Genomic DNA, 24,367 nt, shown 5'->3' with positions numbered 1-24,367 from the left:
TTCGCGACCGCCGGTCCGGGAACCGGCAACCTTGTGTTTATAGCTTGAACACCCTCGCCGCGTTGCCGCGCAGGAACTTCTCGCGCACCGCCGGGGCCAGGTCGAGCTCCGCCACCTGGGCCATGCAGCGGTCCAGCGGGAGCTGCGGGAAATTGCTACCGAACATGACCTTGTCCTGGCCATAGGTCCGCATGAACTGCAGCAGTTGCGCCGGGTAGTAGCGCGGCAGGTAGGCGGAGGTGTCGATGTAGATGTTGTCGTGTTTCCAGGCCACGCCGATCATCTCGTCGGTCCAGGGGTGGCCGATGTGCCCGGCGACGATGCGCAGCTCGGGGAAATCCAGCGCCACTTCGTCCAGATAAGGCACCGGCCGGCCGGTCTCCGACGGCATCAGCGGCCCGGTATGGCCGACCTGGGTGCAGAACGGGATGTCCAGCTCGATGCACTTCACGTACAGCGGGTAGTACAGGCGGTGGTTGGGTGGCAGTTTCCACAACCAGGGCACGATGCGCAGCGCCTTGCAGCCCAGCTCGGTTACCGCCCGCTCCAGTTCGCGCACCGCCGCCACCGGCTTGCCCAGGTCGACCGTGGCGACGCCGACGAAGCGTTCCGGGAAGGCACGGGTGAATTCGGCGATCTCGTCGTTGCCGTACACCCAGCCTTCCGGCCGGCACCAGGCGGCGAGCATCAGTTTGTCCACGCCGGCCTTGTCCATCTCGGCGACGGTCTGTTCGGGCGTCAGGCGCCGATCCAGCAGGTGGGCGGTGCCCGATTTCTCGAACAGCCGCACGACCTCCGGCATCAGTTCGCGGGTCCGGCCGTTGGCCGGCTGGGCCCAGGCGTCGATGGCACCGAGCGTCATGGTGAGTCCCTCGCTGGTGTGAGTGACTGGCGGTCGCGCCGGGCGGCTTCAGAGCTTCATGCCGCGACTGATGATCTCCTTCATGATTTCCGACGTGCCGGCGAAGATCCGCTGGATGCGCGCGTTCGCGTACATCTTGCAGATCGGATATTCCCACATGTAACCCCAACCACCGTGCAGTTGCACGCCCTCGTCGACCACCTTGCAGAGCAGTTCGGTGGTGAACAGCTTGGCCTCGGCGGCGACTTCCGGGGTGAGTTTCCTTTGGTTGTGGTCCATCACGCAGCGGTCGACGAACACCTGGGCGACGTCGATCTGGGTACGCATCTCGGCCAGCTTGAAGCGGGTGTTCTGGAAGTGCGCGATCGGGCGGTCGAAGGCCTTGCGCTCCTTGACGTAGTCGACGGTGGTGTTCAGCGCCGCCTCGGCGCCGGCCACCGCGCCGCAGGCGTTGGTCAGGCGTTCCTGGGCGAGCATGTTCATCAGGTAGAAGAACCCGGCCTTGGCATCGCCCAGCAGGTTTTCCTTGGGCACCTTGACGTTGTTGAAGAACAGTTCGGCGGTGTCCTGGCTCTTCATGCCCAGCTTCTTGAGGTTCTTGCCGCGCTCGAAGCCTTCCATGCCGCGCTCGACCAGGAACAGACCCATGGCGTGCTTGTTGGCCGGGTCGGTCTTCGCCGCGACGATCACCACGTCGGCCAGGTAGCCGTTGGAGATGAACACCTTGGAGCCGTTGAGCAGCCAGTGGTCGCCCTTGTCCACCGCGGTGGTGCGCATGCCGGCCAGGTCGGAACCGGCGGACGGCTCGGTCATCGCCACGGCGAGGATGGTTTCGCCACGGATGATCCCCGGCAGCAGGCGCGCCTTCTGCTCGGCGCTGCCGTACTCGGCGATGTAGGGGCCGCAGAGCGCCGAGTGCAGCGGGATCATGAAGCCCGGCTCGTTGATGTGGGCCAGCTCCTCGCACATGATCTGCTCATAGCGGAAGTCCTTGAGCCCGGCGCCACCGTATTCCTCGTCCGCCCAGGGCAGCAGGAAGCCCATCTCGCCGGCCTTCTCCCACACCGCGCGATCGACCACCCCGGCCTCTTCCCAGGCTTCCTGGTGAGGCACCACTTCCTTCTGCAGGAAGCTGCGGAAGGCGTCGCGGAACATGTCGTGCTCGGTCTCGAAGTGGATGCGTTGCATGGATGGGCCTCTGCGGTTTTTGTTTGTCCCGCAGGTTAGGCAGCCCTCCCCTCCCCCTCAATGACCCAGCCGCTCAGCCTCGATTGACCCATTCGCTCACCGGCCAGGCCGATGCAATGGCAAGCATGGTAGGAGCGGTCCATGGCCGCGAAAAAAGGCTTGACGCAGAAGGTGCATGGCCAGCCACGTAGCCCGGATGCAATCCGGGAGGGCTTCCCCGGATTTCATCCGGGCTACTCGTCCGCTGTTGTAGGAGCCAGCTTGCTGGCGATGCTTTTGCGTTGCCGGTGATCGCGCGCATGGCGCGCTCCTACAGGTCGGCATCGAGGCCGTGTTCGTAGGAGCGGTCCATGGCCGCGATAAAAGGCTTGACGCAGAAGGTGCATGGCCAGCCATGTAGCCCGGATGCAATCCGGGAGGGTTTCCCCGGATTTCATCCGGGCTACTCGTTCGCTGTTGTAGGAGCCAGCTTGCTGGCGATGCTCTGGCGTTGCCGGGGATCGCGCGCATGGCGCGCTCCTACAGGCCGGCATTGAGGTTGACCTGTAGGATCGGCGGGGACGCCCAGTTCCATGGCCGCGAAAAAAGGTTTGACAGCGAAGAGGCATGGCCAGAACCCTGTCCAGCCTCCAGCCTCCAGCCTCCAGCCTCCAGCCTCCAGCCTCCAGCCTCCAGCCTCCAGCCTCCAGCCTCCAGCCTCCAGCCTCCAGCCTCCAGCCTTTAGCGCCTGACCCCGCTGATCCGCACCCAGCCATCCTTGTCGGCGGTGGGGTCGAGGTCGAATTCGGCCTGGTAGGCGGCGCGGACTTCCTCGGCCTGTTCGGCGAGGATGCCGGACAGCGCCAGGCGGCCGCCCGGCTTGACCAGGGCGCTGATCTGCGGCGCCAGTTGCACCAGCGGGCCGGCGAGGATGTTGGCGACCACCACGTCGGCCTGTTGCTGCGGCAGGTCGGCCGGCAGGTGGACGGGGAAGCGCGCCGGGTCGATGCCGTTGCGGTTGGCATTGTCGCGCGAGGCCTCCAGGGCCTGTGGGTCGATATCGGTGCCCACGGCCTTGTCGGCGCCCAGGAGCAGGGCGGCGATGGCGAGGATGCCGGAGCCGCAGCCGAAGTCGAGCACGTCGCAGCCGGCGAGTTCCTGGCCGTCCAGCCATTCCAGGCACAGCGCGGTGGTCGGGTGGGTGCCGGTGCCGAAGGCCAGGCCGGGGTCGAGCAGCAGGTTGACCGCTTCCGGCTCCGGTGCGGCGTGCCAGCTCGGCACGATCCACAGGCGGCGGCCGAAGCGCATCGGCTGGAAGTTGTCCATCCAGCTACGTTCCCAGTCCTGGTCCTCGATGCGCTCGATCTGGTGTTCGGGCAGCGGCGCGCCGGTCAGCAATTGCAGGTGCGCGACCAGGTCGTCGGGATCGGTGTCGGCCTCGAACAGGGCGAGCAGGTGGGTGTGCGTCCACAGCGGGGTGGTGCCCAGGTCCGGCTCGAAGATTGGCTGGTCCTCGGCGTCCATGAACGTCACCGATACGGCGCCGACGCCGAGCAGGGCGTCCTCGTAAGTCTCCGCCTGTTCCGGGGTGATGGCGAGACGGACTTGCAGCCAGGGCATACGCTTTCCTTCGGTAAGCAGCCTCAAGCTTCAAGCCTCAAGCTGCAAGAAAAAACAAGGGAGCGGCATTGCCGCTCCCCCTTGGGCTTCGCATGATACTGCTTGCAGCTTGCAGCTTGCAGCTTGCAGCTTGCAGCTTGCAGCTTGCAGCTTGCAGCTTGCAGCTTGCAGCTTGCAGCTTCAGTGCTTGTCCATGCCGAGTTTCTTTTCCAGGTAGTGGATGTTCACGCCACCCTTGCGGAAGCCCTTGTCGACCACCAGGTCGCGGTGCAGCGGCACGTTGGTCTTGATCCCATCGACGACGATTTCGTCGAGGGCGTTGCGCATGCGCGCCAGGGCCTCGTCGCGATCCTTGCCGTAGGTGATCAGCTTGCCGATCAGCGAATCGTAGTTCGGCGGTACGCTGTAGCCGCTGTACAGGTGCGAGTCGACCCGTACGCCGAAGCCGCCGGGGGCGTGGAAGTGCTTGACCTTGCCGGGGCTGGGCATGAAGTTGTCCGGGTCCTCGGCGTTGATCCGGCATTCCAGGGCATGGCCGCGGATCACCACGTCATCCTGGGTGTACGACAGCTTGTTGCCGGCGGCGATGCTGAGCATCTCCTTGACGATGTCGATGCCGGTGACCATTTCGGTCACCGGGTGCTCGACCTGCACCCGGGTGTTCATCTCGATGAAGTAGAAACGGCCGTCTTCATAGAGGAACTCGAAGGTGCCGGCGCCGCGATAGCCGATCTCGATGCAGGCGCGCACGCAGCGCTCCAGCACTTCGGCGCGGGCCTGCTCGTCGATGTACGGGGCGGGGGCTTCTTCCAGCACCTTCTGGTGACGGCGCTGCAGGGAGCAGTCGCGGTCGCCCAGGTGGATGGCGTTGCCCTGGCCGTCGGACAGCACCTGGACTTCGACGTGGCGCGGGTTGCCGAGGAACTTCTCCAGGTAGACCATCTCGTTGCCGAACGCGGCGCCGGCCTCGGTGCGGGTCAGCTTGGCCGACTTGATCAGGTCTTCTTCCTTGTGCACCACGCGCATGCCGCGACCACCGCCGCCGCCAGCGGCCTTGATGATCACCGGGTAGCCGACCTCACGGGCGATCGCCAGGGCGGTCTCCTCGTCTTCCGGCAGCGGGCCGTCGGAGCCCGGCACGGTGGGCACGCCGGCGCGCTTCATGGCGTCCTTGGCGGAGACCTTGTCGCCCATCAGGCGGATGGTCTCGGCTTTCGGGCCAATGAAGGCGAAGCCGGATTTCTCCACCTGCTCGGCGAAATCGGCGTTCTCTGCGAGGAAGCCGTAGCCGGGGTGGATCGCGGTGGCACCGGTGACTTCCGCGGCGCTGATGATCGCCGGGATGTTCAGGTACGAGAGGTTGCCTGGGGCGGGGCCGATGCAGACGGATTCGTCGGCCAGGCCCAGGTGCATCAGTTCACGGTCGGCGGTGGAGTGCACGGCCACCGTCTTGATACCCAGTTCCTTGCAGGCGCGCAGGATGCGCAGGGCGATTTCGCCACGGTTGGCGATCAGGACTTTTTCCAGCTGCATCGCAGGCTCCCCGTGCATCAGACGATGGTGAACAGGGGCTGGTCGTACTCAACCGGCTGGCCGTTTTCCACCAGGATGGATTCGATCACGCCGCTGGCTTCGGCCTCGATGTGGTTCATCATCTTCATGGCTTCGACGATGCACAGGATGTCGCCTTTCTTCACGGTCTGGCCGATCTCGACGAAGTTGGCGGAAGTCGGCGAGGCGGCGCGATAGAAGGTGCCGACCATCGGCGAGCGGGCCACGGTGCCGTTCAGCTTGGGCGCGGATGGAGCGGCGGCTTCGGCGGCCGGGGCGGGAGCGGGTGCCGGGGCGGCGACCGGTGCCGGGGCGGCGGCATAGATGGGTTGGGCGGCGGCGACGGCCTTGCTGTGGCGGCTGATGCGCACGGACTCTTCGCCCTCGCGGATCTCCAGTTCGTCGATACCGGACTCTTCCAGCAGCTCGATCAGTTTCTTGACTTTACGAATATCCATTAAGCATCAACTCCCAAGGTCTGTTCACGGGCGTTCGGACGCGTCCGCGGGTCACGCGGCGGCCAGTTGTTCCAGGGCAGCCTCCAGAGCCAGCCGGTAGCCGCTGGCGCCAAGGCCGCAGATCACTCCCACCGCGACGTCGGAGAAGTAGGAGTGATGGCGGAAAGGTTCGCGTTTGTGCACGTTGGACAAATGCACTTCGATGAATGGGATGCTCACTGCCAGCAATGCGTCACGTAATGCGACGCTGGTATGCGTGAAAGCGGCGGGATTGATCAGGATAAAGTCGACACCTTCGCCCCTGGCGGCGTGAATTCGCTCGATCAGCACGTGCTCGGCGTTGCTCTGCAGGTAGCCCAGGCGATGGCCGGCGGCCTCGGCGCGGCGTTGCAGGTCCTGGTTGATCGCATCGAGGGTCACTGCGCCGTAGACGCCCGGCTCGCGGGTGCCGAGCAGGTTCAGGTTGGGTCCGTGGAGGACCAGCAGGTTGGCCATGGAAGGGTTCCTGGAGGTGGGAATGGCGGGACTATGCCGGACGGCCGAGCAGGCTGTCCAGTTTCCCGACGTAGCCTGCAGGATGGCGTTTTTTCGTTGCAGAACGACGAAATGGCTGTTTCGTCCGCTTGTGACCGGAAGGTCAGCGCCGGTCAGCCTTGTCCAGGCGTTCGGCGAACTCCTTGAGGGTGACCTCGCCGACCACCCGCAGGTCGGCCCGCTCCTTGCCGTCGGCGGCGAAGAACAGGATCGCCGGCGGGCCGAACAGCTTGTAGCGGTCGAGCAGGGTGCGCTGTTCCGGGGTGCTGGCGGTGATGTCGAAGCGCAGCAGGCGGTAGTCGCCGAGGCGTTCGCGGACCGACGCGGCGCCGAACACTTCGCGCTCGATCACCTTGCAACTGATGCACCAGTCGGCGTACCAGTCGAGCAGCACCGGCTCGCCGGCACCCTTGGCGGACTCCAGGGCGCGATCCAGGGCGGCGGGATCGGCGAGGGTCTGCCATTCGCCCATGGCCAGGGCGCCGGCCCAGGGGCGCAGCGGATCGGAGCCGCCACGGGCGACGCCGACGCTGGCGACCAGCGCGTAGCCGATCAGCAGCACGCCGCCGAGCAGGCTCAGGTGACGGCCCAGCCCCAGGCGCAGGCGGCCGCGCCGGGCCAGGAACCAGCCCGCGCCGGCGGCCAGCAGGGCCCACAGGGCCAGGGCCACGGGGCCGGGCAGGACGCGTTCGAGCAGCCACACGGAGACCGCCAGCAGCAGCACGCCGAAGGTGTTGCGCACGGTGACCAGCCAGGTGCCGGACTTCGGCAGCAGCGCGCCGCCGCCGGTGGCGAACAGCACCAACGGCGCGCCCATGCCGAGGCCGAGGGCGAACAGCTTGAGGCCGCCGCCCAGGGCGTCGCCGCTGGCGCTGATGTAGAGCAGCGCGCCGGCCAGCGGCGCCGATACGCAGGGCGAGACCAGCAGCGACGACAGCACGCCGAGCAGCGCCGCGCCCCATAGCGAGCCGCCCTCGGCCTTGCCGGCCAGGCGGTCGAGGGGTTCGCTGATCAGGCGCGGCAGGCGCAGTTCGTAGAGGCCGAACATGGCCAGGGCGAACAGCACGAAGAAGGCGGCGAAGGGCACCAGCACCCAGGGCGATTGCAGGCGCGCCTGGAGGTTCAGCTCGGCGCCGAACACGCCCATCAGCGCGCCGAGCGCGGCGAAGCAGGCGGCCATCGGCAGCACGTAGGCGAGCGACAGGCTGAGCCCGCGCAGCCCGCCGATCTTGCCGCGCAGCACCACGCCGGAAAGGATCGGCAGCATCGGCAGCACGCAGGGGGTGAAGGTCAGGCCGAGGCCGGCGAGGAAGAACAGTGCCAGGGCGTGCCAGCTCCAGCCGGTTTCCCCGGCGGGCGGGGTGCCGGCGACGTCGCCGATATCCAGGCGTTCGGTTTCCGGCGGGTAGCACAGGCCCTTGTCGGCGCAGCCCTGGTAGGTCACGTGCAGGCTGTAGGGCAGCTCGTAGGGGTTGTCCAGCGGCAGCTCGACGTCGAGCACGCCGTAGTAGACCTCGACGTCGCCGAAATACTGGTCGGTCTTCTCTTCGCCGGGCGGCAGTTGCGCGTCGCCGGCGGCCAGGTCGGCCGGCTCGACGCGGAACTGGAAGCGGTGGCGGTACAGGTAGTAGCCGTCGGCGGCGACGAAGCGCAGCTTGACCGACTGCGGCGTGCTGTCGACCAGGCTCAGGCGGAACGCCTCGCGCACCGGCAGGAAGTCGGCGCTGTTGTTCAGTGGCGCGCCCAGCTCGGGGTTGGGGCGCTTGTCGAACAGGCTGGCGGCGGCCGGCAGGGCGAGGAACAGGAGCAGCAGGGGAAGCAACAGGCGACGCAACGGCATCTCGCGACATCTCGACGACAGGTGCCGGCATGATAACGGAAAGTGGCGAGTCAGGCGCCGAACGCCGCCAGCAGGTCTTCGGTGAATGCCAACTGGGCCTCACTGGGCTGGCGGCCGCGATGGCTGGCCAACTGGAACTCCACGGTGAAGCCCAGTTCGGCGGCCAGCAGCGGGCGAAGCAGCCCCCGGGACTCCCATTCCGCGGCGATATGTCGCGGCAGGTAGCCGATGTGGAGGCCGGAAAGCACGAAGGTCAGGGTGTCCTCCACCTGTTCGGCGAAGGCGCTGCTGCGCGTCGAGCGGAACGGCTCGCTGTTGCCGTTGAAGTAGTAGGGGTGGTGGACCTGGTCGAGATCGCGCAGATCGCCGTGGGTCGGCTCCCGGCAGTCGAACAGCGGGTGGCCGGCACCGCAGTACAGGGCCTGTTCCTCGTCGAACAGGAAGCGGTAGTCGAGCGCCGACTGCTGCCCGGAGAAGTAGCCGATCGCCAGGTGCAACTGGTCCTGCACCAGTTGCCGTTCGAGATCGGCGGGCATAGCGGTGAGCAGTTCTATGTCGACTTCCTGGTTGCGCTGGCGGAAGCGCCGGATGCTGTCGGCCAGGCGGAGGCGCACGTCGGCGTCGAGGGATTCGCTGAGGCCGATGCGCAGTTCGCCGAGCAGCTTGTCGGCCACCCCTTGGGCGCGTTCGCGAAATACCCGGATGGCCTCGAACAGGCGCTGGGTCTCCTCCAGCACCTGCTCGCCCTTGGGCGTCAGGCGGAAGCCGCTCTTGCCGCGCTCGCACAGGCGGAAGCCGAGCCGCGTCTCGAGCTTGGCCATCTGCATGCTGATGGTCGGCTGGCTGATGCCCAGTTCGCCCTGCGCCGCGCTGAACCCTCCCGACTCGGCAACGGTGACGAACAGGCGCAGCAGTTGCAGGTCGAGGTCGCGCAGTTGGGTGAGCATGGCCCGCTCCACACATATGGAAACGCCTATGCCAAGTTAGAACACCGGGTATTTTTTGCGACTGCGCGTCGTCGGAGGATGCCTCCTCCAATCCATAGGGAGGCAAGGCGATGCGTTCGTTTCTGGTGATGCTGCTGGCGCTGGGCATGGCGGCGCAGGCGGAGGAAAGGCGGGTATGGCTGCCGGGCGGCGCGCAGCGCTTGCCGGCGGCGTTGCTGGCGGGGTTCGAGGCGGAAAGCGGTATCCGCGTCGCATACAGCGAGACGGAGGCGGATCTGGCGTTGCTCAGCGCCGCCGAGCTGGCCGACGGTATCGGGCAGGGGCGCTTGCAGCCGGTGCGGCGTTTCGACCTGCCGCACTACGGCCATCTCGACCCGGCGTTGCTCGGCAAGCTGGCGGATGTCGATCTCGGCAACCAGTATGGCGTGCCCTATGCCTGGAGCACCCTGGGCCTGGTCCATGACCGTGCGGCGCTGGCCGAACGGCTGCCGCGCCAGCCGGCGGACAGCCTCGACCTGCTGTTCCATCCCGGCCAACTGGCGCGCCTGGCCGATTGCGGCGCTGCCCTCGGCGGCACGCCGCAGGAGGTGTTGCAGGTCACCTTGCACTACCTCGGCCATGCCCCGCACACCAGCGAGTTCACCGCCCTGGAGGAAGCGCGCCTGCTGCTGCGCGAGGTGCAGCAGCACCTGCGGCGGCCGAAGGCGGCGGATATCGGCGGGGCGCTGGCTAGCGGTGAATTGTGCCTGGCCCTGTTGCCGAGCGATCAGGCGGGCGAGGCGTTGCGTCGCGCTGGCGGGCGGCTGGGCTATGCGCTGCCGCGCGAAGGCTCGCTGATCGACTTCCAGGTGCTGGCGATCCCCCGCGATGCCCGCCACCCACGCGAGGCCCATGCGCTGATCGACTACCTGCTGCGTCCGGAGGTCATGGCCGTGCTCGGTGAGCAATGGCGGCTGGACGGCGCCGGACGCGAGCCGCGCGGAGCGACGGCATTGGCACTGACGGAGGAGTCGCTGCGCCGAGGCTTCGTCGAGCAGGCCCAGGAGCCGCTGGAGCTGCGCCGCCGCGAGCGGCTGTGGGCAAGCCTGCGCAGCCGGGGCTCGCTGGGCTGGTGATCGGGAGCGAATCCACTCGCGATATGAGTCGTTTGCAGTTCGCGAATGAATTCGCTTCTACACGCGGAAGGCCTGCACCGCGGTGTACAGGCGGTCGCCCAGTTGCAGCAGTTGCTCGCCCTGGCGGCGGTTCTCGCCGATGCGTTGCAGGTTGTCGTCGCCGAGGCGGTGGATGCGTTCGCTGTGGTCGCGGATGTCGCTGACCGCGCCGCTCTGCTGGGTGCTGGCGGCGGCGATCAGCTCGGCCATGCTGGCGATGGTGTGGATCGCCGCGACGATCTCGTCGAGCGCACCGTCGGCGGCGCGAGCCTGGCGGGCGCTGCTTTCGGCGTGCTCGACCTGGCTGCGCATGGCCGCCACCGAATGCAGCGCGGCCTGTTGCAGGCGGCCGATCAGTTGCTGGATCTCGCCGGTGGCGCCGCTGGTGCGCTGGGCCAGCGAGCGCACTTCCTCGGCGACCACCGCGAAGCCGCGTCCCTGTTCGCCGGCGCGCGCGGCCTCGATGGCGGCGTTCAGCGCCAGCAGGTTGGTCTGTTCGGCGATGCCGCGGATCACCGTCAGCACCTTGTCGATGGTCGCCGTTTCCTCGGCCAGGCTTTCGATCGACTGGGCGTTGTCGCGTACTTCGTCGACCAGGGTGTGCAGGTTGCCGAGGCTTTCGCCGATCACCCGCTGGCCCTGCTCCAGGGCCTGGTCGGCGACGCGGCTGGCGGCGGCCGCCTGGCTGGCGTTGCCGGCCACCTGTTGGATGGTGGCTTCCAGTTCGCCGAGGGCATCGCGGATCTGCGCGGTGTCGCCGGCCTGGCGCTCGGCGCCCTGGTGCAGGCCGCCACTCAGTTCGGCCAGGGTGCGGCTGCTGCCGGCGACCTGCTCGGCGTGGCTGCGCAGGCCGGCGACCAGTTCGACCAGGTACTGGCGCAGGCGGTTGAGCGATTCCTCGATGTCGCCCAGTTCGCGGATGCGCGTGGGCACTGTGACGGGCGCGGTGAAGTCGCCGCGCGCCCAGGTCGACAGGGCCGGCGCCAGTTGTCCGAGCAACTGCGCCAGGCGGCGCTGGATACGGTCGACGGCCAGGGCGATGAGCAGGATCAGGCCGATCATCAGGCCCTGCAGCAGGCGCACCTCGCCCTGGATGCGTGCGTGTTCGGCGCGCAGCAGCGGTTCGCCGGCGAGCAGCGCCTGTTGCAGCGCGGCGACCTTGGCGCCGGTGGCGGCGGCCAGTTCGCCGCGCTGGCGGATCAGTTCGCGGGTGCGGGCGAGTTCGCCCGGGTAGCGTCCCAGCAGGCTGGCCAGTTCGCGCTTGAGGCCGACGCCCCGGTCTTCGCCCTGTGCCTGTCGATCGTCGCCGGCCAGGCCGAGCAGGGCGGCGAAGTCGTCGGCGCCGGAGCGGCCTTCTTCGCGCACGTCGAGCAGCGGCAGGGCTTCCAGGCGTTCGGCCTGCTGGCGCAGGGCGGCGAGTTCGCGTTCGAGTTCGGCGAGCAGTTCGTCGCGGCCGCTGGCGACCAGTTTGTCGCGTGCATGGCTGAGGCGCAGCAGGTGCTGGCTGGCGCGCAGCAGCGGCGCGCGGTAGCCGGCGGCAGCCGGGCTGTCGCTGGCATCGGCGTACTGTTCCAGTTGATCGAGCAGACCGGCCAGCTCGCGCTCGGCCTGTATCAGCAGCCCCTGGGGATCGCCGGCCAGCTTGCCGGCGGCGAGCAGGTCCCCGGCGGAGAACTGGCGCAGCTCGTCGAGGCTGGGTCGCAGTGGCTCGGCAAGTGGTTCGGGCAGCGTATCCAGTTGCCCGGCCAGCTCTTCCAGCGCCTGGCTGACGGCCTGGTGGCGCAGGGCGTCGCCGCTGGCCAGGTAGTCGCGGATATTGCCCGCCACCGCTTGCTCGAACTGCTGGGACAGGCCGAGGTACTGGCTCATCAGCAGGTACGGGCGTTCGAGGGCGCGCTGCGACCACCAGAGCGTGGCGCCGAGGGCCAGGCAGACGACCACCAGCAGCAGGGTGTTGAGGTTGGCGAGGGACTTCAGGCGCATGGGACATACCGACAACGGAACGGTAGGTCCTTGAGCGTATTGCGTTTTTGTTTCAGGCAGATGACGGGGAGGGGCCGATGAAGGCGCTGGAGGCTCGAGGCTGGACGAAGCAGCGGGGTCGGTTTTCGTAGGCGCCGTAGGATGGGTGACAACCCATCGGGCTCATGCCGGCGTCGTTGGTGGGCTGATCTTCGTAGGGTGCGCCTGAGAGATCAGCCCTGGTAGATCTCCACCCGGTTGCGTCCGCCGTGCTTGGCGGCGTACAGCGCCTGGTCGGCGCGCTTGGACAGTGCGGCGGCGTCGAGGCCATCTTCCAGCTCGGCGATGCCGCAACTGAAGGTGCAGGTCAGGTCCAGCGGTTGCGCCGGGTAGTGGATTTCGGCGAAGCGGCGGCGGATGTCGTCGAGCACCCGGGTCGCGGTGGCGGCGTCGGTGTCCGGCAGCACCACGGCGAATTCCTCGCCGCCGTAGCGGCCGATGTAGTCGGTCTTGCGCAGGCGCTGCTTGAGGAACAGCGCCAGGCTCTTGATCACCCGGTCGCCCATGGGGTGGCCGTAGCTGTCGTTGACCTTCTTGAAGTGGTCGATGTCGAGCATGGCGAAGGCCAGCGGCTTGCCGTCGCGGCGCGCCCGCGAGGCGGCGTCTTCCAGCAGTTGCAGGGTGTAGGTGTGGTTGTACAGGCCGGTCAGGCTGTCGCGCACCATGCGCGCCTTGAGGTTGCGCGCGCGGGTGGCGCGGGTGCGCACGGTGGCGATCAGGTGGCGCGGCTTGATCGGCTTGGTGAGGAAGTCGTCGCCGCCTTCGCTCATGGCATCGAGCTGCTTGTCCAGGTCGTCCTCGGCGGACAGGTAGATGATCGGCACGCTGACGTAGCGCTCGTGCTGGCGGATCACCTTGGCCAGCTCGGTGCCGCTGCATTCGGGCATGTACATGTCGAGGATGATCAGGTCCGGCTGGAACTCGGCCAGTTCGTCGAGCGCCTGGATCGGCTCGGTGAGGGTGCGGGTGACGATCCCGGCACTGTTCAGCACCCGCTCGGTGTGGGTGGCCTGGGCGCGCGAGTCGTCGACCACCAGCACCCGGTAGGGCTCGTACTGGGCGACCCGGGTGAGGATCTCGATGCGCTCGATCAGGGTCGAGGCGTCCAGGGTGCCGGTGAAGAACTCCTGGGCGCCGGTGCGCACCGCGGCCAGGCGGGTCGGGGTGTCGGTGTCGGCGTGGCTGTAGAACAGCAGCGGCAGCTTCTGTTCGAGTTTCTGCTGCACCGCCTCGGCCAGCGCCAGGCCACGGCCGGGACCGGAGAAGTCGACGTCCATGACGATGGCCGCCGGATGGCGCTCGGCCATGGCGGCGTGGAAGGCATCGGCACTGCCGAGTGGCTGGGCGATCAGGCCGAAGGATTCCATCTGCTGGGCCAGGCGTTCGGCGCGCTCGCCGTCTTCCAGGGCCAGGTACACCGGTTTGCGCAGCGGCGGCAGGAAGGTCTGCTCGAACTGGTCGCCATGCCGCAGGCCGGTGCGCGACAAGCGCTGCATCGCCAGGTTGAGTTCGCTGATCAGGCCGCTGCTCAGGCGTCCCTTGTTGGCCAGCACGGCGTTCAGGCTATGATCGATGGCGCGCGCCAGGTCGGCGTGCTCGGCCTGCCCGAAGCGTTCGGCATAGCGCAGCAGGCGGATGTTGGCCTCGCTCATCTCGGCCATGTCCGCACCGCTCCACTCGTGCTGCTGCAGGCGCTGCCAGACCTCCAGAACCTGCCGCGCCTGGTGGATCACCCGCTGGGCGAAGTGGTTCTTGAGGCGGTCGTGGCTGAGGTCTTCGTGTTCGCTCATTGCTCGACTTCTCGCTCTGGCGAGGGATCAGGAGTTTGATGGCTCAATGCTATCACTGTATCGCTACAGGTACGCTAGTACCGTCGATCATTCCCGCCGCGCTTTCTCCCACTCAAAGTTTGCCCGTCCGCGGCTGCGTCCTTTCGACTGCTTAACTTATAGTGGCGGTGGCTGCGGGCAACCCTGGCGGGGTACCGTGGTCGGTAATTTCTGCATTGGTTCACGTAAAGGACAATCTCATGCTGGATTGGAAGAAGCGCGCCGGTAGCGCGCGTGCCCGCACCGCGGATTCGCTGGATGGCGCGCGCAGTTATTTCTCCGGGTTGTGGAGCCGGACCCTGGGAGGGCTGGTCGGGTTGTACCTGCTGGTGACCCTGGTGGTCGGCTGGTACTGGAGCCAGGAGCCGGAGCTGTTCTCCGTGCAGCAGCATGTGCAGGCGGCCGCCGAGCAGGCGGGGCGCCAGCCGGTGACCGGCTACACCACGGTGGAGACCCTCAAGCAGGTGGCCGGCACGCTGCTCGACAAGCCGGGCGGCTACCTGTCCAACGACCTGTTCCCGCCGGGCCTGTGGCTGGACAACATGCCGAGCTGGGAATACGGTGTGCTGGTGCAGGTGCGCGACCTGTCGCGGGCGCTGCGCAAGGACTTCGCCCGTTCGCAGTCGCAATCCACCGAGGATTCCGATCTGGCCCGCGCCGAGCCGCGCTTCAACTTCGACAACAAGAGCTGGGCGCTGCCGTCCGCCGAGTCGGAATACCGGGAAGGCCTCAAGTCGCTGGACCGCTTCCTGGGCCGCCTGGCCGACCCGGGCCAGCCGAATGCGCAGTTCTATTCGCGAGCCGACAACCTCAACAACTGGCTGGGCGACGTCGCCACCCGTCTCGGCTCGCTGTCCCAGCGGCTGTCCGCCAGTGTCGGCCGGGTCCGCCTGGACACCGACTCGGCGCCGAGCGGCGAGGTGGTCGCGGGCGAGGCGCCGGACCTCAGCGAGCGTCGCGTGGAAACCCCCTGGCTGCAGATCGACAACGTGTTCTACGAGGCGCGTGGCCAGGCCTGGGCGCTGTCGCACCTGCTGCGTGCCATCGAGGTGGACTTCGCCGACGTGCTGGCCAAGAAGAACGCCACGGTCAGCGTGCGGCAGATCATCCGCGAGCTGGAGGCCGCGCAGGAGCCGCTGTGGAGCCCGATGGTGCTGAACGGCAGCGGCTACGGCATCCTCGCCAACCACTCGCTGGTGATGGCCAACTACATCTCCCGCGCCAATGCGGCGGTGATCGATCTGCGCCAGTTGCTGAGCCAGGGCTGATCGATGACGCGCTCCGTGGATGAGGCGGCCCACCGCGCCGCCTCGGATGCCGAACGGGTCGCCTGGGTCGACGAGCAGGATCGCCCGCTCGGTGGCGTGAGCCGTGCCGAACTGCGCGCGCGGCGGCTGATCGGCCGGGGGACCTACATCCTGCTATTCAACTCCGCTGGCGAGCTGTGCGTGCACCGCCGCACCCTGAGCAAGGCGCTGTATCCCGGCTACTGGGACGTGGCCGCCGGCGGCATGGTGCTGGAGGGCGAGAGCTACACCGAGTCCGCCGAGCGCGAGCTGGCCGAGGAGCTGGGCATCGCCGGGGTGGAGCTGGTCGAACACGCCCACTTCCTCTATGACGCCCCGGAAAGCCGGCTCTGGTGCACCGCCTACTCGGCGGTCTCCGACGCGCCGCTGGTGCTGCAACCGGAGGAAGTGCTGGAGGCGCGCTTCATCAGCCTCGACGAAGCCCTGGCGGACACCCGCCGCAAACCCTATTGCCCGGACTCCCTGGCAGCGCTGGAGCGCTACCTGGCAGCGATGGGATGACCCCTCATCGCCTGACCGTAGGGTGCGCCGCGCACCCTACGGAAGGCCGCGCTCGTAGGATGGGTGAAACCCATCAGCCGGCAACGATGGGTTTCACCCATCCTGCGAGGTGCCTTTCGTGCGGGATTCCGAGCGTTGCCGTGCACGATGCCGAACGGCGTCGCCAATCCGCCGATTAATGGCGCAAATCCGTACTTAGCAAGCGCGATCTTTGCCGTTAAACTGCGCCGCTTTTCAAGCCGGACGCCAGTCCGGTCTGCGCTGCCCCTGCCAGAGTGGGGCTTCGCGGTCGGCACCCGCCGGCCAGTCGCTATCCTGACCAGCCCACGAGGACAAGCCGGTGGTCAAGAAAGCCTCTTCGTTTTCCGCCCTGGGCGGTCTCGTCTATTCCACCGACAGCGGCCGGCACTGCCCGGACTGCGGCCAGCCGGTGGGCGCCTGTATCTGCAAGCAAGCGGCGATCCCCGAGGGCGACGGCATCGCCCGCGTGCGCCGCGAGACCAAGGGCCGTGGCGGCAAGACGGTGACCACCGTGAGCGGCGTACCGCTCGCCGAAGAGCCGCTGAAGGAACTGGCCAGCGCCCTGAAGAAGCGTTGCGGCACCGGCGGCGCGCTCAAGGACGGGGTGATCGAGATCCAGGGCGACCACGTCGACCTGCTGCTCGCCGAACTGGTCAAGCGTGGCTTCAAGGCCAAGAAATCCGGCGGCTGACCAGCCTCTCTCTAAACTTCGCTGAAGCGCTGGGGTCGACTCTCCAGCAATCGTCATCTGCCCCCGGCAAACTGGACGCCGGGAGCGCTCATTTCTATTTCCTCAAGGGGGACCCTGATGTCCGCACGACGCACACGCAAAGATGACGGCAGCCAATGGACAGTCGCGGACAGCCGCAGTGTCTACGGTATCCGCCACTGGGGCGCCGGTTATTTCTCCATCAATGACGCCGGGCGTGTCGAAGTCCGCCCGAACGGCCCGGAGAGCGCGCCGATAGACCTGTTCGCCCAGGTCGACGAACTGCGCCAGAGCGGCCTTTCGCTGCCGCTGCTGGTGCGCTTCCCGGACATCCTGCAGGACCGCGTGCGGCGCCTGACCGGCTCCTTCGACGCGAGCATCGAGCGCCTGGAATACCAGAACCGCTACACCGCGCTGTACCCGATCAAGGTCAACCAGCAGGAAGCGGTGGTAGAGAACATCATCGCCACCCAGAACGTCTCCATCGGCCTGGAAGCCGGCTCCAAGCCCGAGCTGCTGGCGGTGCTGGCGCTGGCGCCGAAGGGCGGCACCATCGTCTGCAACGGCTACAAGGACCGCGAGTTCATCCGCCTGGCGCTGATGGGCCAGAAGCTCGGCCACAACGTGTTTATCGTGATCGAGAAGGAATCCGAGGTGCGCCTGGTGATCGAGGAGGCGGCCGAGCTCAAGGTCGCGCCGCAGATCGGCCTGCGCGTGCGGCTGTCCTCGCTGGCGTCGTCCAAGTGGGCCGACACCGGTGGCGAGAAGTCCAAGTTCGGCCTGTCCGCCGCCCAGGTGCTGTCGGTGGTCGAGCGCTTCAAGCAGGCCGGGCTGGACCAGGGCATCCGCCTGCTGCACTTCCACATGGGCTCGCAGATCGCCAACATCGCCGACTACCGCAAGGGCTTCCGCGAGGCCATCCGCTACTACGGCGAGCTGCGCGGGCTGGGCCTGCCGGTGGACCACGTGGACGTCGGCGGCGGCCTGGGCGTCGACTACGACGGCACCCACTCGCGCAACGCCAGCTCGATCAACTACGACATGCAGGACTACGCCGACGCGGTGGTCGACATGCTCAAGGAGTTCTGCGACCGCCAGGGCATCCCGCATCCGCACATCTTCTCCGAGAGCGGCCGGGCGATGACCGCGCACCATGCCGTGCTGCTGGTGCAGGTCACCGACGTGGAACGGCACAACGACGCGATGCCGCAGATCGACCCGGCCGCCGAGCAGCCGGAAGTGCTGCAGGTGCTCATCGAACTGCTCGGCGACAGCGATCCGGAGATGGTCGCCGAGACCTACTGGCGCGCCACCCACTACATCGACGAAGTGGCCGCCCAGTACTCGGCCGGCAAGCTCGACCTGCCGCAGAAGGCCCTGGCCGAGCAGTGCTACTTCGCCATCTGCCGCCGCCTGTACAACCAGCTCAAGGCACGCCAGCGCTCGCACCGCCAGGTGCTCGACGAGCTCAACGACAAGCTGGCCGACAAGTACATCTGCAACTTCTCGGTGTTCCAGAGCCTGCCGGACACCTGGGCCATCGGCCAGATCCTGCCGATCCTGCCGCTCACCCGCCTGGACGAGGAGCCGATGCGCCGCGCCGTGCTGCAGGACCTGACCTGCGACTCGGACGGCAAGATCCGCCAGTATGTCGACGAGCAGAGCATCGAGACCAGCCTGCCGGTGCACGAAGTGCGCGAGGGCGAGGACTACGTGCTCGGCGTGTTCCTGGTCGGCGCCTACCAGGAAATCCTCGGCGACATGCACAACCTGTTCGGCGACACCGACTCGGTGAACATCTACCAGCACCCGGACGGCAGCGTGTACCACGCCGGCATCGAGACCCACGACACCATCGAGGACATGCTGCGCTACGTGCACCTGTCGCCCGAGGAGCTGATGACCCACTACCGCGACAAGGTGGCCAGCGCCAAGATCAGCGCCCGCGAACGCACCCAGTTCCTCGACGCCCTGCGCCTCGGCCTGACCCGCTCCTCCTACCTCTCCTCGTGATCGTGTAGGAGCCGGCTTGCTGGCGATCCCACATCGCCAGCAAGCTGGCTCCTACAGGTGTTACGTAGGGCTACGAGTCATGACCGATGGGTTGCACCCATCCTACGGACTGTCATTCCCCCACGCGGGCTGCCGCTAACGCGGGAATCCCCGTAGGGTGGATGTCGCTTTTCACATCCACCAGCTCTCCCGTGGAAAACGCTTCGCGGTTTTCCACCCTACGAAGCCCGGCTCCGTGGACATCTGCGGGTCGCGGCCATGGAGCTGGGCGTCCCCGCCGCTCCTACGCACACAACCTCGATGCCGACCTGTAGGAGCGCGCCATGCGCGCGATGGGTGTGGTTCCCCGCGTTAGTGTGATGACAGGTGGACGCCGGCGTTCCAGCCACGTCATTGTCATTCCCGCGAACGCGGGAATCCAATCGACCCAGGTCCATCACTCCTCCAACGCCTCGCGCAGCCGCCGGGCCAGGTGCAATGCCTGCTCGGCGCTGGCGACATTGGTGAAGCCGAGCAGCAACCCCGCCCCGCAGGATGCCTGCAATCCCCAGTTCGACAGCGCCGATACCGCCAGCCCGGCGGCGCGGGCGCGTTCGGCCAGGGCGCGGTCGTCCTCGCTTTCGTCCAGGCGAACGAGCAGGTGGATGCCGCCGGCCTGCAATTCCACCCGCAGGCGCGTGCCGAACACCTCTTCGAGGGCCGCCGACAGATAGCCGCGGCGTTTCGCATAGAGGCTGCGCATCTTCTTCAGGTGGCGGGCGAAATGGCCCTGGTCGAGGAAGTCGGCGAGAGTCGCCTGCAACAGCTCGGAGCAGCCGGGATCGAACACCCGGGCGGTCGCGGCGAAGCGCTCCACCTCGGACGGCGGCACCACCAGGTAGGCGAGGCGCAGGCCGGGGAACAGCACCTTGCTGAAGGTCCCGCAGTAGAGCACCCGCCCGGCGCGATCGAGGCTTTTCAGCGCCGGCAGCGGACGGCCGACATAGCGGTATTCGCTGTCGTAGTCGTCCTCGATGATCCAGGCGTCGCGGGCGTTGGCCCAGTCGAGCAGGGCGAGGCGACGAGGCAGCGCCAGCGACACGCCGAGCGGACTCTGGTGCGATGGCGTGACCACCGCGAAACGGGCATCCGGGGCCTGCGCCAGGCCATGCTCCACGCGCAGCCCGGCGGCGTCCACCGGGACCGGCACCAGCCGCGCGCCGGCTCCCTCCAGCAGATGCCGGGCGCGGAAATAGCCGGGGTCCTCGAACCAGCAGGCGTCCCCCTCCCGGAGCAGGCTGCGGCAGATCAGCTCCAGCGCGCCGGGATAGCCGGCGGTGATGAACACCTGTTCGGCATCGCAGGCGATACCCCGCGAGATACCCAGGTAGCGGGCGATGCTGTGACGCAACGGCAGATGGCCGCAGGGTTCCGGATAGGCCAGGCCGGCCGGGTCGAGTCGGCGCAGCCGCCGTGCGGCCAGGCGGCTCCAGAGCTTGCGGGGGAAGGCGTCCAGCGCCGGCAGGCCGAGCTGGAAAGGCAGCGGCACCTGCCGGGCATGGCTGTCCGGAGTGCGCCGTTCGCCCGCCGCCGGGAGCGGGAGGCTGGCGGCGGGCGGATGTTCGAGTTGCGGCGACACCACGGTGCCGGCCGGGCCCCGGGCGAGCAGGTAGCCTTCGCCGATCAGCAACTGGTAGGCCGCCTCCACCGTGCCGCGCGCCAGGTTCAGCTCGCTGGCCAGGCTGCGCACCGCCGGCACGCGCTCGCCTGGGCGCAAACGGCCCTCGGCGATGGCGTCGCGGAAGCGCTGGTAGAGCTGCAAGTAGACCGGCGTGGGCTGGTCTCGGTCCGGGGCGAGGGGGATGTCGCGCATGGTCGATGTCCCAGTCATTAAGTCGATTCTTGGCTCTACCGACTATGCCATGCGAAACCTAGAGTGACAGCTCCGACGATCAGGAGCGTGACCATGAACGACCCCGAACTGCGCCTGGACTGGCTCGACAACGATCAGGAGCTGCTGGCCTGCTTCCCGCTGATGCGCGAGCTGCGTCCGCACCTCGACGACCCGCAGTCCTTCGTCCGCCAGTTGGCGCGCCAGGCCGGGCAGGGCTACCGCCTACTCGCCGGCCGGCAGGATGGCGAAGTGCTCGGCCTGGCCGGCTGCCGTTTGCAGGAGAACCTGATCTACGGCCGCTTTCTCTACGTCGATGACCTAGTGACCCGCGCCGACCGGCGTGGCGGCGGGATCGGCGAGCGCCTGCTGGAGACCGCGCGCGAGGAAGCGCGACGCCTCGGTTGCGCCCGCCTGGTGCTGGATACCGGGCTGGGCAATGCGCTGGCCCAGCGTTTCTACTTCCGCCAGGGGCTGCTCGCGACCGGCCTGCACTTCGGACAATCGCTGTGAGCAGGGCATCGGCGATGCGCCACATCCTCCTGCTCGAATGCAGCCCGCACGGCCAGCGGGCCCATGGCAGCCGCCTGGTGCGCCAGATGGCCGACTGCCTGCGCCAGCGCCATCCGCAGGCCCGTCTGATCGAGCGCGATCTGGGACGCGAGTCGCTACCGCCGCTGGACGCCGCCTACGCCCGGGCGATCACCTCGACGAGTGCCATGGATGACCCGGCATTCGCCCTTTCCGAACGGCTGATCGACGAACTGGAGCGCAGCGACTGCCTGCTGATCGCCGCGCCGATGCACAACTTCACCGTGCCGGCCACGCTCAAGCTGTGGATCGACCATGTGCTGCGCATCCACCGCAGCTTCGCCGCCACGCCCGAGGGCAAGGTCGGCCTGCTGGCCGATCGGCCGACCTTCGTGGTGGTCAGCGCCGGTGGCTTCTACCGGGGGGAGCGGGCGCGCCAGCCGGATTTCCTCAGCCCCTACCTGCGGCACGTGCTGGCCACCATCGGCATCCACGAGGTCGAGTTCGTCCATCTACAGGGCCTGACCCAGGGCCCCGAACAGGTGGGCGCCGCCCTCGCCGAGGCGCGCCGGCAACTGCGCTTCAGCCCCCATTTCCCATCCTTGAGTCCCTTAGGAGAACTCCCATGAGTGCTTTGCGTCTGCCCTATTACGAACTGTCCACTGAGGCCGTGAACGGTCTGCTGGCGACGAAGAAGGCCTTAGAGGACAGCCCCCTGGGCAAGCCGCTGGTCGAGCTGATCTACCTGCGTATCTCGCAGATCAACGGCTGCGCTTTCTGCCTCGAACAGCACAGCAAGTCGCTGCGCGAAGACGGCGTGTCGCAGGTCAAGCTGGACAGCCTGGCCGGCTGGAAGGTCAGCGGGCATTTCGATGCGCGCGAACGGGCGGCGCTGGCCTGGGCCGAGTCGCTGACCGACGTGGCGCGCAGCAACGCCGCGGACGCCGACTACGAACCGCTCAAGGCGCACTTCAGCGACAAGGAGATCTCCGACCTGACCCTGGCCATCGCCCTGATGAACGCCCTCAACCGCACGGCGGTGGGGATGCGCCTGTAGCTCGGCCTGACCCGTTCGTCGAATCTTGTAGGGCGATGGGGTCATGATCGATGGGTTGCACCCATCCTACGGGCTGTCATTCCCCTACGCGGGCCGCCGCTAACGCGGGAATCCAGAGATGTAGGGTGGATGTCGCTTTTCACATCCACCGGCTTTCCCGTGGAAAACGCTTCGCGGTTTTCCACCCTGCGAAGCCCGGCTCCGTGGACGCCTGCGATTCGCGGCCATGGGCCGCTCCTACGATGCTGACTTGTAGGAGCGCGCCATGCGCGCGATGGGTGGCATCGCGTCTACATGGTTCCCCGGGCCACGCGCCTCAGCCGCCGATGATCCCGTAGCCGCGTGCCATCAGCACCGCCAGCAGCGGGATGATCACCAGCAGGAGCAGTTCCAGGCGGATGGCCATGATCACCAGCCTGGAGCGGCCGGGGGCGACCTGCGGCAGTTGCCCGGCCTTCAGCGTGTTGCGCCAGTTGAGGAAGGTGAGGGTCGGCAGGATGGAGATCAGCCCGACCAGGATGAACAGGCTGAGCTTGGCGTGGAACAGGTAGTTCTTCAGGTAGTAGTCGACGCCCTTGGCGTACCACAGCACCCGCGCGAAACCGGTGAGCAGCACCAGCACGGCGCTGACGCCGTAGGCCATGTCGATGCGGATCAGGCTGCGCGCGCGCTCCACGTCCTCCAGCGCGCTCTTGAACAGCACGTGCTCCATGGTCAGCAGGGCGAACAGTACGAAGATCGACAGGAAATGCAGGTACGCGACGATGGCTTGGGCCATGCTCAGGCTCTCCTTCTGGTCATCAGGCTTTTATCGTTATTGGCCGAACCAGCCGTCACGCCGCTGCAACTGCCAGGCGAACGCACCCAGGCTCAAGCCCCGGATCAGCATAAAGCATAGAAACGCCAGCCACAGGCCGTGATTGCCCAATGCCTGCAACCACCAGCCGATGGGCAGCGCCAGCACTACGGCGATCAGCATCGCATCGCGCATTTCCCGAGCGCGCGTCGCGCCGATGAACAGGCCGTCGAGCAGGTAGCTGACCACCGCCAGCGGCGGCAGCGCGGCCAGGTACGGCAGGTAGACGTAGGCCACCGCGCGTACCTCGGCGATATCGCTCTGCATGCCGATGAACAGCCGCCCGCCGAACAGGAACAGCGCGCTGAAGGCCAGGCTGCCGAGCACCGCCCAGAGACCGGTGACCACCAGCGCGCGGCGCAGCGCCAGGCGGTCGCGGGCGCCGATGGCGTGGCCGCACAGCGCTTCCATGGCATGCGCCAGGCCGTCCAGCGCGTAGGCGGTGACCAGCAGGCCGTTGAGCAGCAGCGCGTTGGCCGCCACCGTGGCGTCGCCCAGGCGGGCGCCCTGCACGGTGAGCAGGAAGAACACGCCCTGCAAGGCCAGGGAGCGGATGAAGATGTCGCGGTTCACCGCCAGCAGCGGCCGCCAGTTCGCCCAGCGGCGCAGCGCCGGCCAGTCGATCCGCCCCGGATGACGGCGCAGCGCGCCCCGGCTGAGCGCCAGGCCGAGCAGCGCGCCGCTCCATTCGGCGAGCACCGCCGCCCGCGCCGCGCCGGCCACGCCCCATTCCAGGCCGAGCACGAACAGCACCGACAGCGCCGCGTTGAGCAGGTTGGTGGTGAGCAGGATGGCCAGCGGCGCGCGGGCGTTCTGGTTGCCGAGGAACCAGCCGACCAGCGCGAAGTTGGCCAGCGCCGCCGGCAGGCCGAACAGGCGGATGTGGAAGAATTCGCGGGTCAGGTCGTCCAGCGCGGCGGAGGGGGTCATCATCCCCAGCGCCAGCCCGCTGAACGGCACCGCCAGCAGGCCGAGCAGCAGGGCCAGGCCGAACGCCAGCAGCAGTCCCTGCAACAGCACCTGGCGCAGCGCGCCGCCGTCGCCGCGCCCGGCCGCCTGCGCGGCGAAGCCGGTGGTGCCCATGCGCAGGAAGCCGAGGATGCCGACGATCAGCGTGTAGAGCATGCCGCCGACCGCCACCGCGCCGAGCTGGTGGGCATGCGGCAGGTGGCCGACCACCGCGCTGTCGACCAGCGCCACCAGTGGCACGGACAGGTTGGAAAGGATCATCGGTAGCGCCAGCGCCCACACCTTGTGGTGGGTCGGCCGGTGTCGCCAGGCGTCGATCAGGGAGGGCATTGCGTGGTTCCTTGGAGCCTGTTCACGATCTCGCGAGCTAGAGCGGAACGGTGGCGAGACCGGCTGAGGAAGCGGAGTTTACGACTGTAAATGAGCAGTCCGAAGTCGTTCTCAACGCCGTTCTGCCGACGCGCAGCAGATCGTGGGCAGGCTCATACGCGAAGGGGGAATGGTAGGGTGGGCTTCAGCCCACCGTCGAGCCGTAGGAGCCCAAACCCA

At 67.7% G+C, this 24,367-nt stretch carries 21 protein-coding genes; 8 read left to right on the top strand and 13 right to left on the bottom strand.

Annotation, left to right across the window (positions count from 1 at the left end; genetic code table 11):
* Positions 1 to 37: 37 nt before the first annotated feature.
* From PSEWESI4_RS09845 to PSEWESI4_RS09810, 8 genes are all read right to left on the bottom strand, one after another.
* The gene (locus PSEWESI4_RS09845; protein WP_187671027.1) at positions 38 to 862 is read right to left on the bottom strand and encodes an amidohydrolase family protein; all 825 of its coding nucleotides are present in this window, start codon (positions 860 to 862) and stop codon (positions 38 to 40) included.
* Between the two features lie 48 nt (positions 863 to 910).
* Positions 911 to 2,050 (bottom strand): acyl-CoA dehydrogenase family protein, encoded by a 1,140-nt coding sequence (locus tag PSEWESI4_RS09840; RefSeq protein WP_187671026.1) that lies wholly within the window; start codon positions 2,048 to 2,050, stop codon positions 911 to 913.
* Positions 2,051 to 2,770: 720 nt separating this feature from the next.
* A complete protein-coding gene (gene prmA / locus PSEWESI4_RS09835) occupies positions 2,771 to 3,649 on the bottom strand; it encodes a 50S ribosomal protein L11 methyltransferase (protein ID WP_187671025.1) in 879 nt (292 codons plus the stop codon).
* Between the two features lie 180 nt (positions 3,650 to 3,829).
* On the bottom strand, positions 3,830 to 5,182 hold the full coding sequence (gene accC, locus PSEWESI4_RS09830) for an acetyl-CoA carboxylase biotin carboxylase subunit (RefSeq protein WP_187671024.1): 1,353 nt from the start codon (positions 5,180 to 5,182) through the stop codon (positions 3,830 to 3,832).
* A 17-nt stretch (positions 5,183 to 5,199) separates the two neighbouring features.
* Positions 5,200 to 5,658, bottom strand: coding sequence for an acetyl-CoA carboxylase biotin carboxyl carrier protein (gene accB, locus PSEWESI4_RS09825; protein ID WP_187671023.1), 459 nt, complete (start codon positions 5,656 to 5,658; stop codon positions 5,200 to 5,202).
* Positions 5,659 to 5,709: 51 nt separating this feature from the next.
* Positions 5,710 to 6,153 carry a type II 3-dehydroquinate dehydratase gene (gene aroQ, locus PSEWESI4_RS09820; RefSeq protein WP_187671022.1) on the bottom strand — a complete coding sequence of 148 codons (444 nt, stop codon included), beginning with the start codon at positions 6,151 to 6,153 and terminating at the stop codon, positions 5,710 to 5,712.
* 142 nt (positions 6,154 to 6,295) lie between these two features.
* Entirely contained in the window at positions 6,296 to 8,032 is a 1,737-nt protein-coding gene (locus PSEWESI4_RS09815; RefSeq protein ID WP_187671021.1) for a protein-disulfide reductase DsbD, read from the bottom strand.
* A gap of 50 nt (positions 8,033 to 8,082) precedes the next feature.
* Positions 8,083 to 8,979: a LysR family transcriptional regulator gene (locus PSEWESI4_RS09810; RefSeq protein WP_187671020.1), complete on the bottom strand. Its 897-nt coding sequence runs from the start codon at positions 8,977 to 8,979 to the stop codon at positions 8,083 to 8,085.
* Between the two features lie 110 nt (positions 8,980 to 9,089).
* On the opposite strand from PSEWESI4_RS09810, the gene PSEWESI4_RS09805 reads away from it, so the two are divergent.
* The gene (locus PSEWESI4_RS09805; protein ID WP_187671019.1) at positions 9,090 to 10,094 is read left to right on the top strand and encodes an extracellular solute-binding protein; all 1,005 of its coding nucleotides are present in this window, start codon (positions 9,090 to 9,092) and stop codon (positions 10,092 to 10,094) included.
* A gap of 57 nt (positions 10,095 to 10,151) precedes the next feature.
* On the opposite strand, the gene PSEWESI4_RS25560 is transcribed toward PSEWESI4_RS09805, so the two are convergent.
* A complete protein-coding gene (locus PSEWESI4_RS25560) occupies positions 10,152 to 12,116 on the bottom strand; it encodes a methyl-accepting chemotaxis protein (protein WP_187671018.1) in 1,965 nt (654 codons plus the stop codon).
* Between the two features lie 212 nt (positions 12,117 to 12,328).
* Complete coding sequence (locus tag PSEWESI4_RS09795) at positions 12,329 to 13,945, bottom strand: response regulator (RefSeq protein WP_187671017.1); 1,617 nt, start codon at positions 13,943 to 13,945, stop codon at positions 12,329 to 12,331.
* 239 nt (positions 13,946 to 14,184) lie between these two features.
* Here PSEWESI4_RS09795 and PSEWESI4_RS09790 point away from each other — a divergent pair, with 239 nt between their 5' ends.
* The 4 genes from PSEWESI4_RS09790 (at position 14,185) to speA (ending at position 18,535) form a co-directional block, all read left to right on the top strand.
* Entirely contained in the window at positions 14,185 to 15,252 is a 1,068-nt protein-coding gene (locus PSEWESI4_RS09790; protein ID WP_187671016.1) for a DUF2333 family protein, read from the top strand.
* Between the two features lie 3 nt (positions 15,253 to 15,255).
* Positions 15,256 to 15,792 (top strand): NUDIX hydrolase, encoded by a 537-nt coding sequence (locus PSEWESI4_RS09785; protein WP_187671015.1) that lies wholly within the window; start codon positions 15,256 to 15,258, stop codon positions 15,790 to 15,792.
* 340 nt (positions 15,793 to 16,132) lie between these two features.
* Positions 16,133 to 16,504: a translation initiation factor Sui1 gene (locus PSEWESI4_RS09780; protein WP_187671014.1), complete on the top strand. Its 372-nt coding sequence runs from the start codon at positions 16,133 to 16,135 to the stop codon at positions 16,502 to 16,504.
* A 117-nt stretch (positions 16,505 to 16,621) separates the two neighbouring features.
* Positions 16,622 to 18,535 (top strand): arginine decarboxylase, encoded by a 1,914-nt coding sequence (speA, locus tag PSEWESI4_RS09775; protein ID WP_187671013.1) that lies wholly within the window; start codon positions 16,622 to 16,624, stop codon positions 18,533 to 18,535.
* A gap of 436 nt (positions 18,536 to 18,971) precedes the next feature.
* On the opposite strand, the gene pdxR is transcribed toward speA, so the two are convergent.
* Positions 18,972 to 20,387: a MocR-like pyridoxine biosynthesis transcription factor PdxR gene (pdxR, locus tag PSEWESI4_RS09770; RefSeq protein ID WP_187671012.1), complete on the bottom strand. Its 1,416-nt coding sequence runs from the start codon at positions 20,385 to 20,387 to the stop codon at positions 18,972 to 18,974.
* Positions 20,388 to 20,480: 93 nt separating this feature from the next.
* Between pdxR and PSEWESI4_RS09765 the strand changes: the two genes are divergently transcribed.
* From PSEWESI4_RS09765 to PSEWESI4_RS09755, 3 genes are read left to right on the top strand one after another with little or no spacing between them, the layout of a single operon-like run.
* Positions 20,481 to 20,918 (top strand): GNAT family N-acetyltransferase, encoded by a 438-nt coding sequence (locus PSEWESI4_RS09765; protein ID WP_187671011.1) that lies wholly within the window; start codon positions 20,481 to 20,483, stop codon positions 20,916 to 20,918.
* Positions 20,919 to 20,932: 14 nt separating this feature from the next.
* Positions 20,933 to 21,565 carry an FMN-dependent NADH-azoreductase gene (locus PSEWESI4_RS09760; protein ID WP_187671010.1) on the top strand — a complete coding sequence of 211 codons (633 nt, stop codon included), beginning with the start codon at positions 20,933 to 20,935 and terminating at the stop codon, positions 21,563 to 21,565.
* Positions 21,562 to 21,993: a carboxymuconolactone decarboxylase family protein gene (locus PSEWESI4_RS09755; RefSeq protein ID WP_187671009.1), complete on the top strand. Its 432-nt coding sequence runs from the start codon at positions 21,562 to 21,564 to the stop codon at positions 21,991 to 21,993. The genes PSEWESI4_RS09760 and PSEWESI4_RS09755 overlap by 4 nt, the downstream gene beginning before the upstream one ends.
* 316 nt (positions 21,994 to 22,309) lie before the next feature.
* Here the strand turns inward: PSEWESI4_RS09755 and PSEWESI4_RS09750 are convergent, their stop codons facing one another.
* Together PSEWESI4_RS09750 and PSEWESI4_RS09745 are read right to left on the bottom strand one after the other, a co-directional pair.
* On the bottom strand, positions 22,310 to 22,771 hold the full coding sequence (locus tag PSEWESI4_RS09750; protein ID WP_187671008.1) for a DUF2214 family protein: 462 nt from the start codon (positions 22,769 to 22,771) through the stop codon (positions 22,310 to 22,312).
* Positions 22,772 to 22,807: 36 nt separating this feature from the next.
* Positions 22,808 to 24,148, bottom strand: coding sequence for an MATE family efflux transporter (locus PSEWESI4_RS09745; RefSeq protein WP_187671007.1), 1,341 nt, complete (start codon positions 24,146 to 24,148; stop codon positions 22,808 to 22,810).
* Positions 24,149 to 24,367: the final 219 nt, after the last annotated feature.

Origin of the sequence: Zestomonas carbonaria, assembly GCF_904061905.1 — a bacterium.
Taxonomy (GTDB): domain Bacteria; phylum Pseudomonadota; class Gammaproteobacteria; order Pseudomonadales; family Pseudomonadaceae; genus Aquipseudomonas; species Aquipseudomonas carbonaria.
The sequence above is the reverse complement of the archived record's forward strand: the minus strand, read 5'-3'. Positions and strand labels throughout refer to the sequence as shown.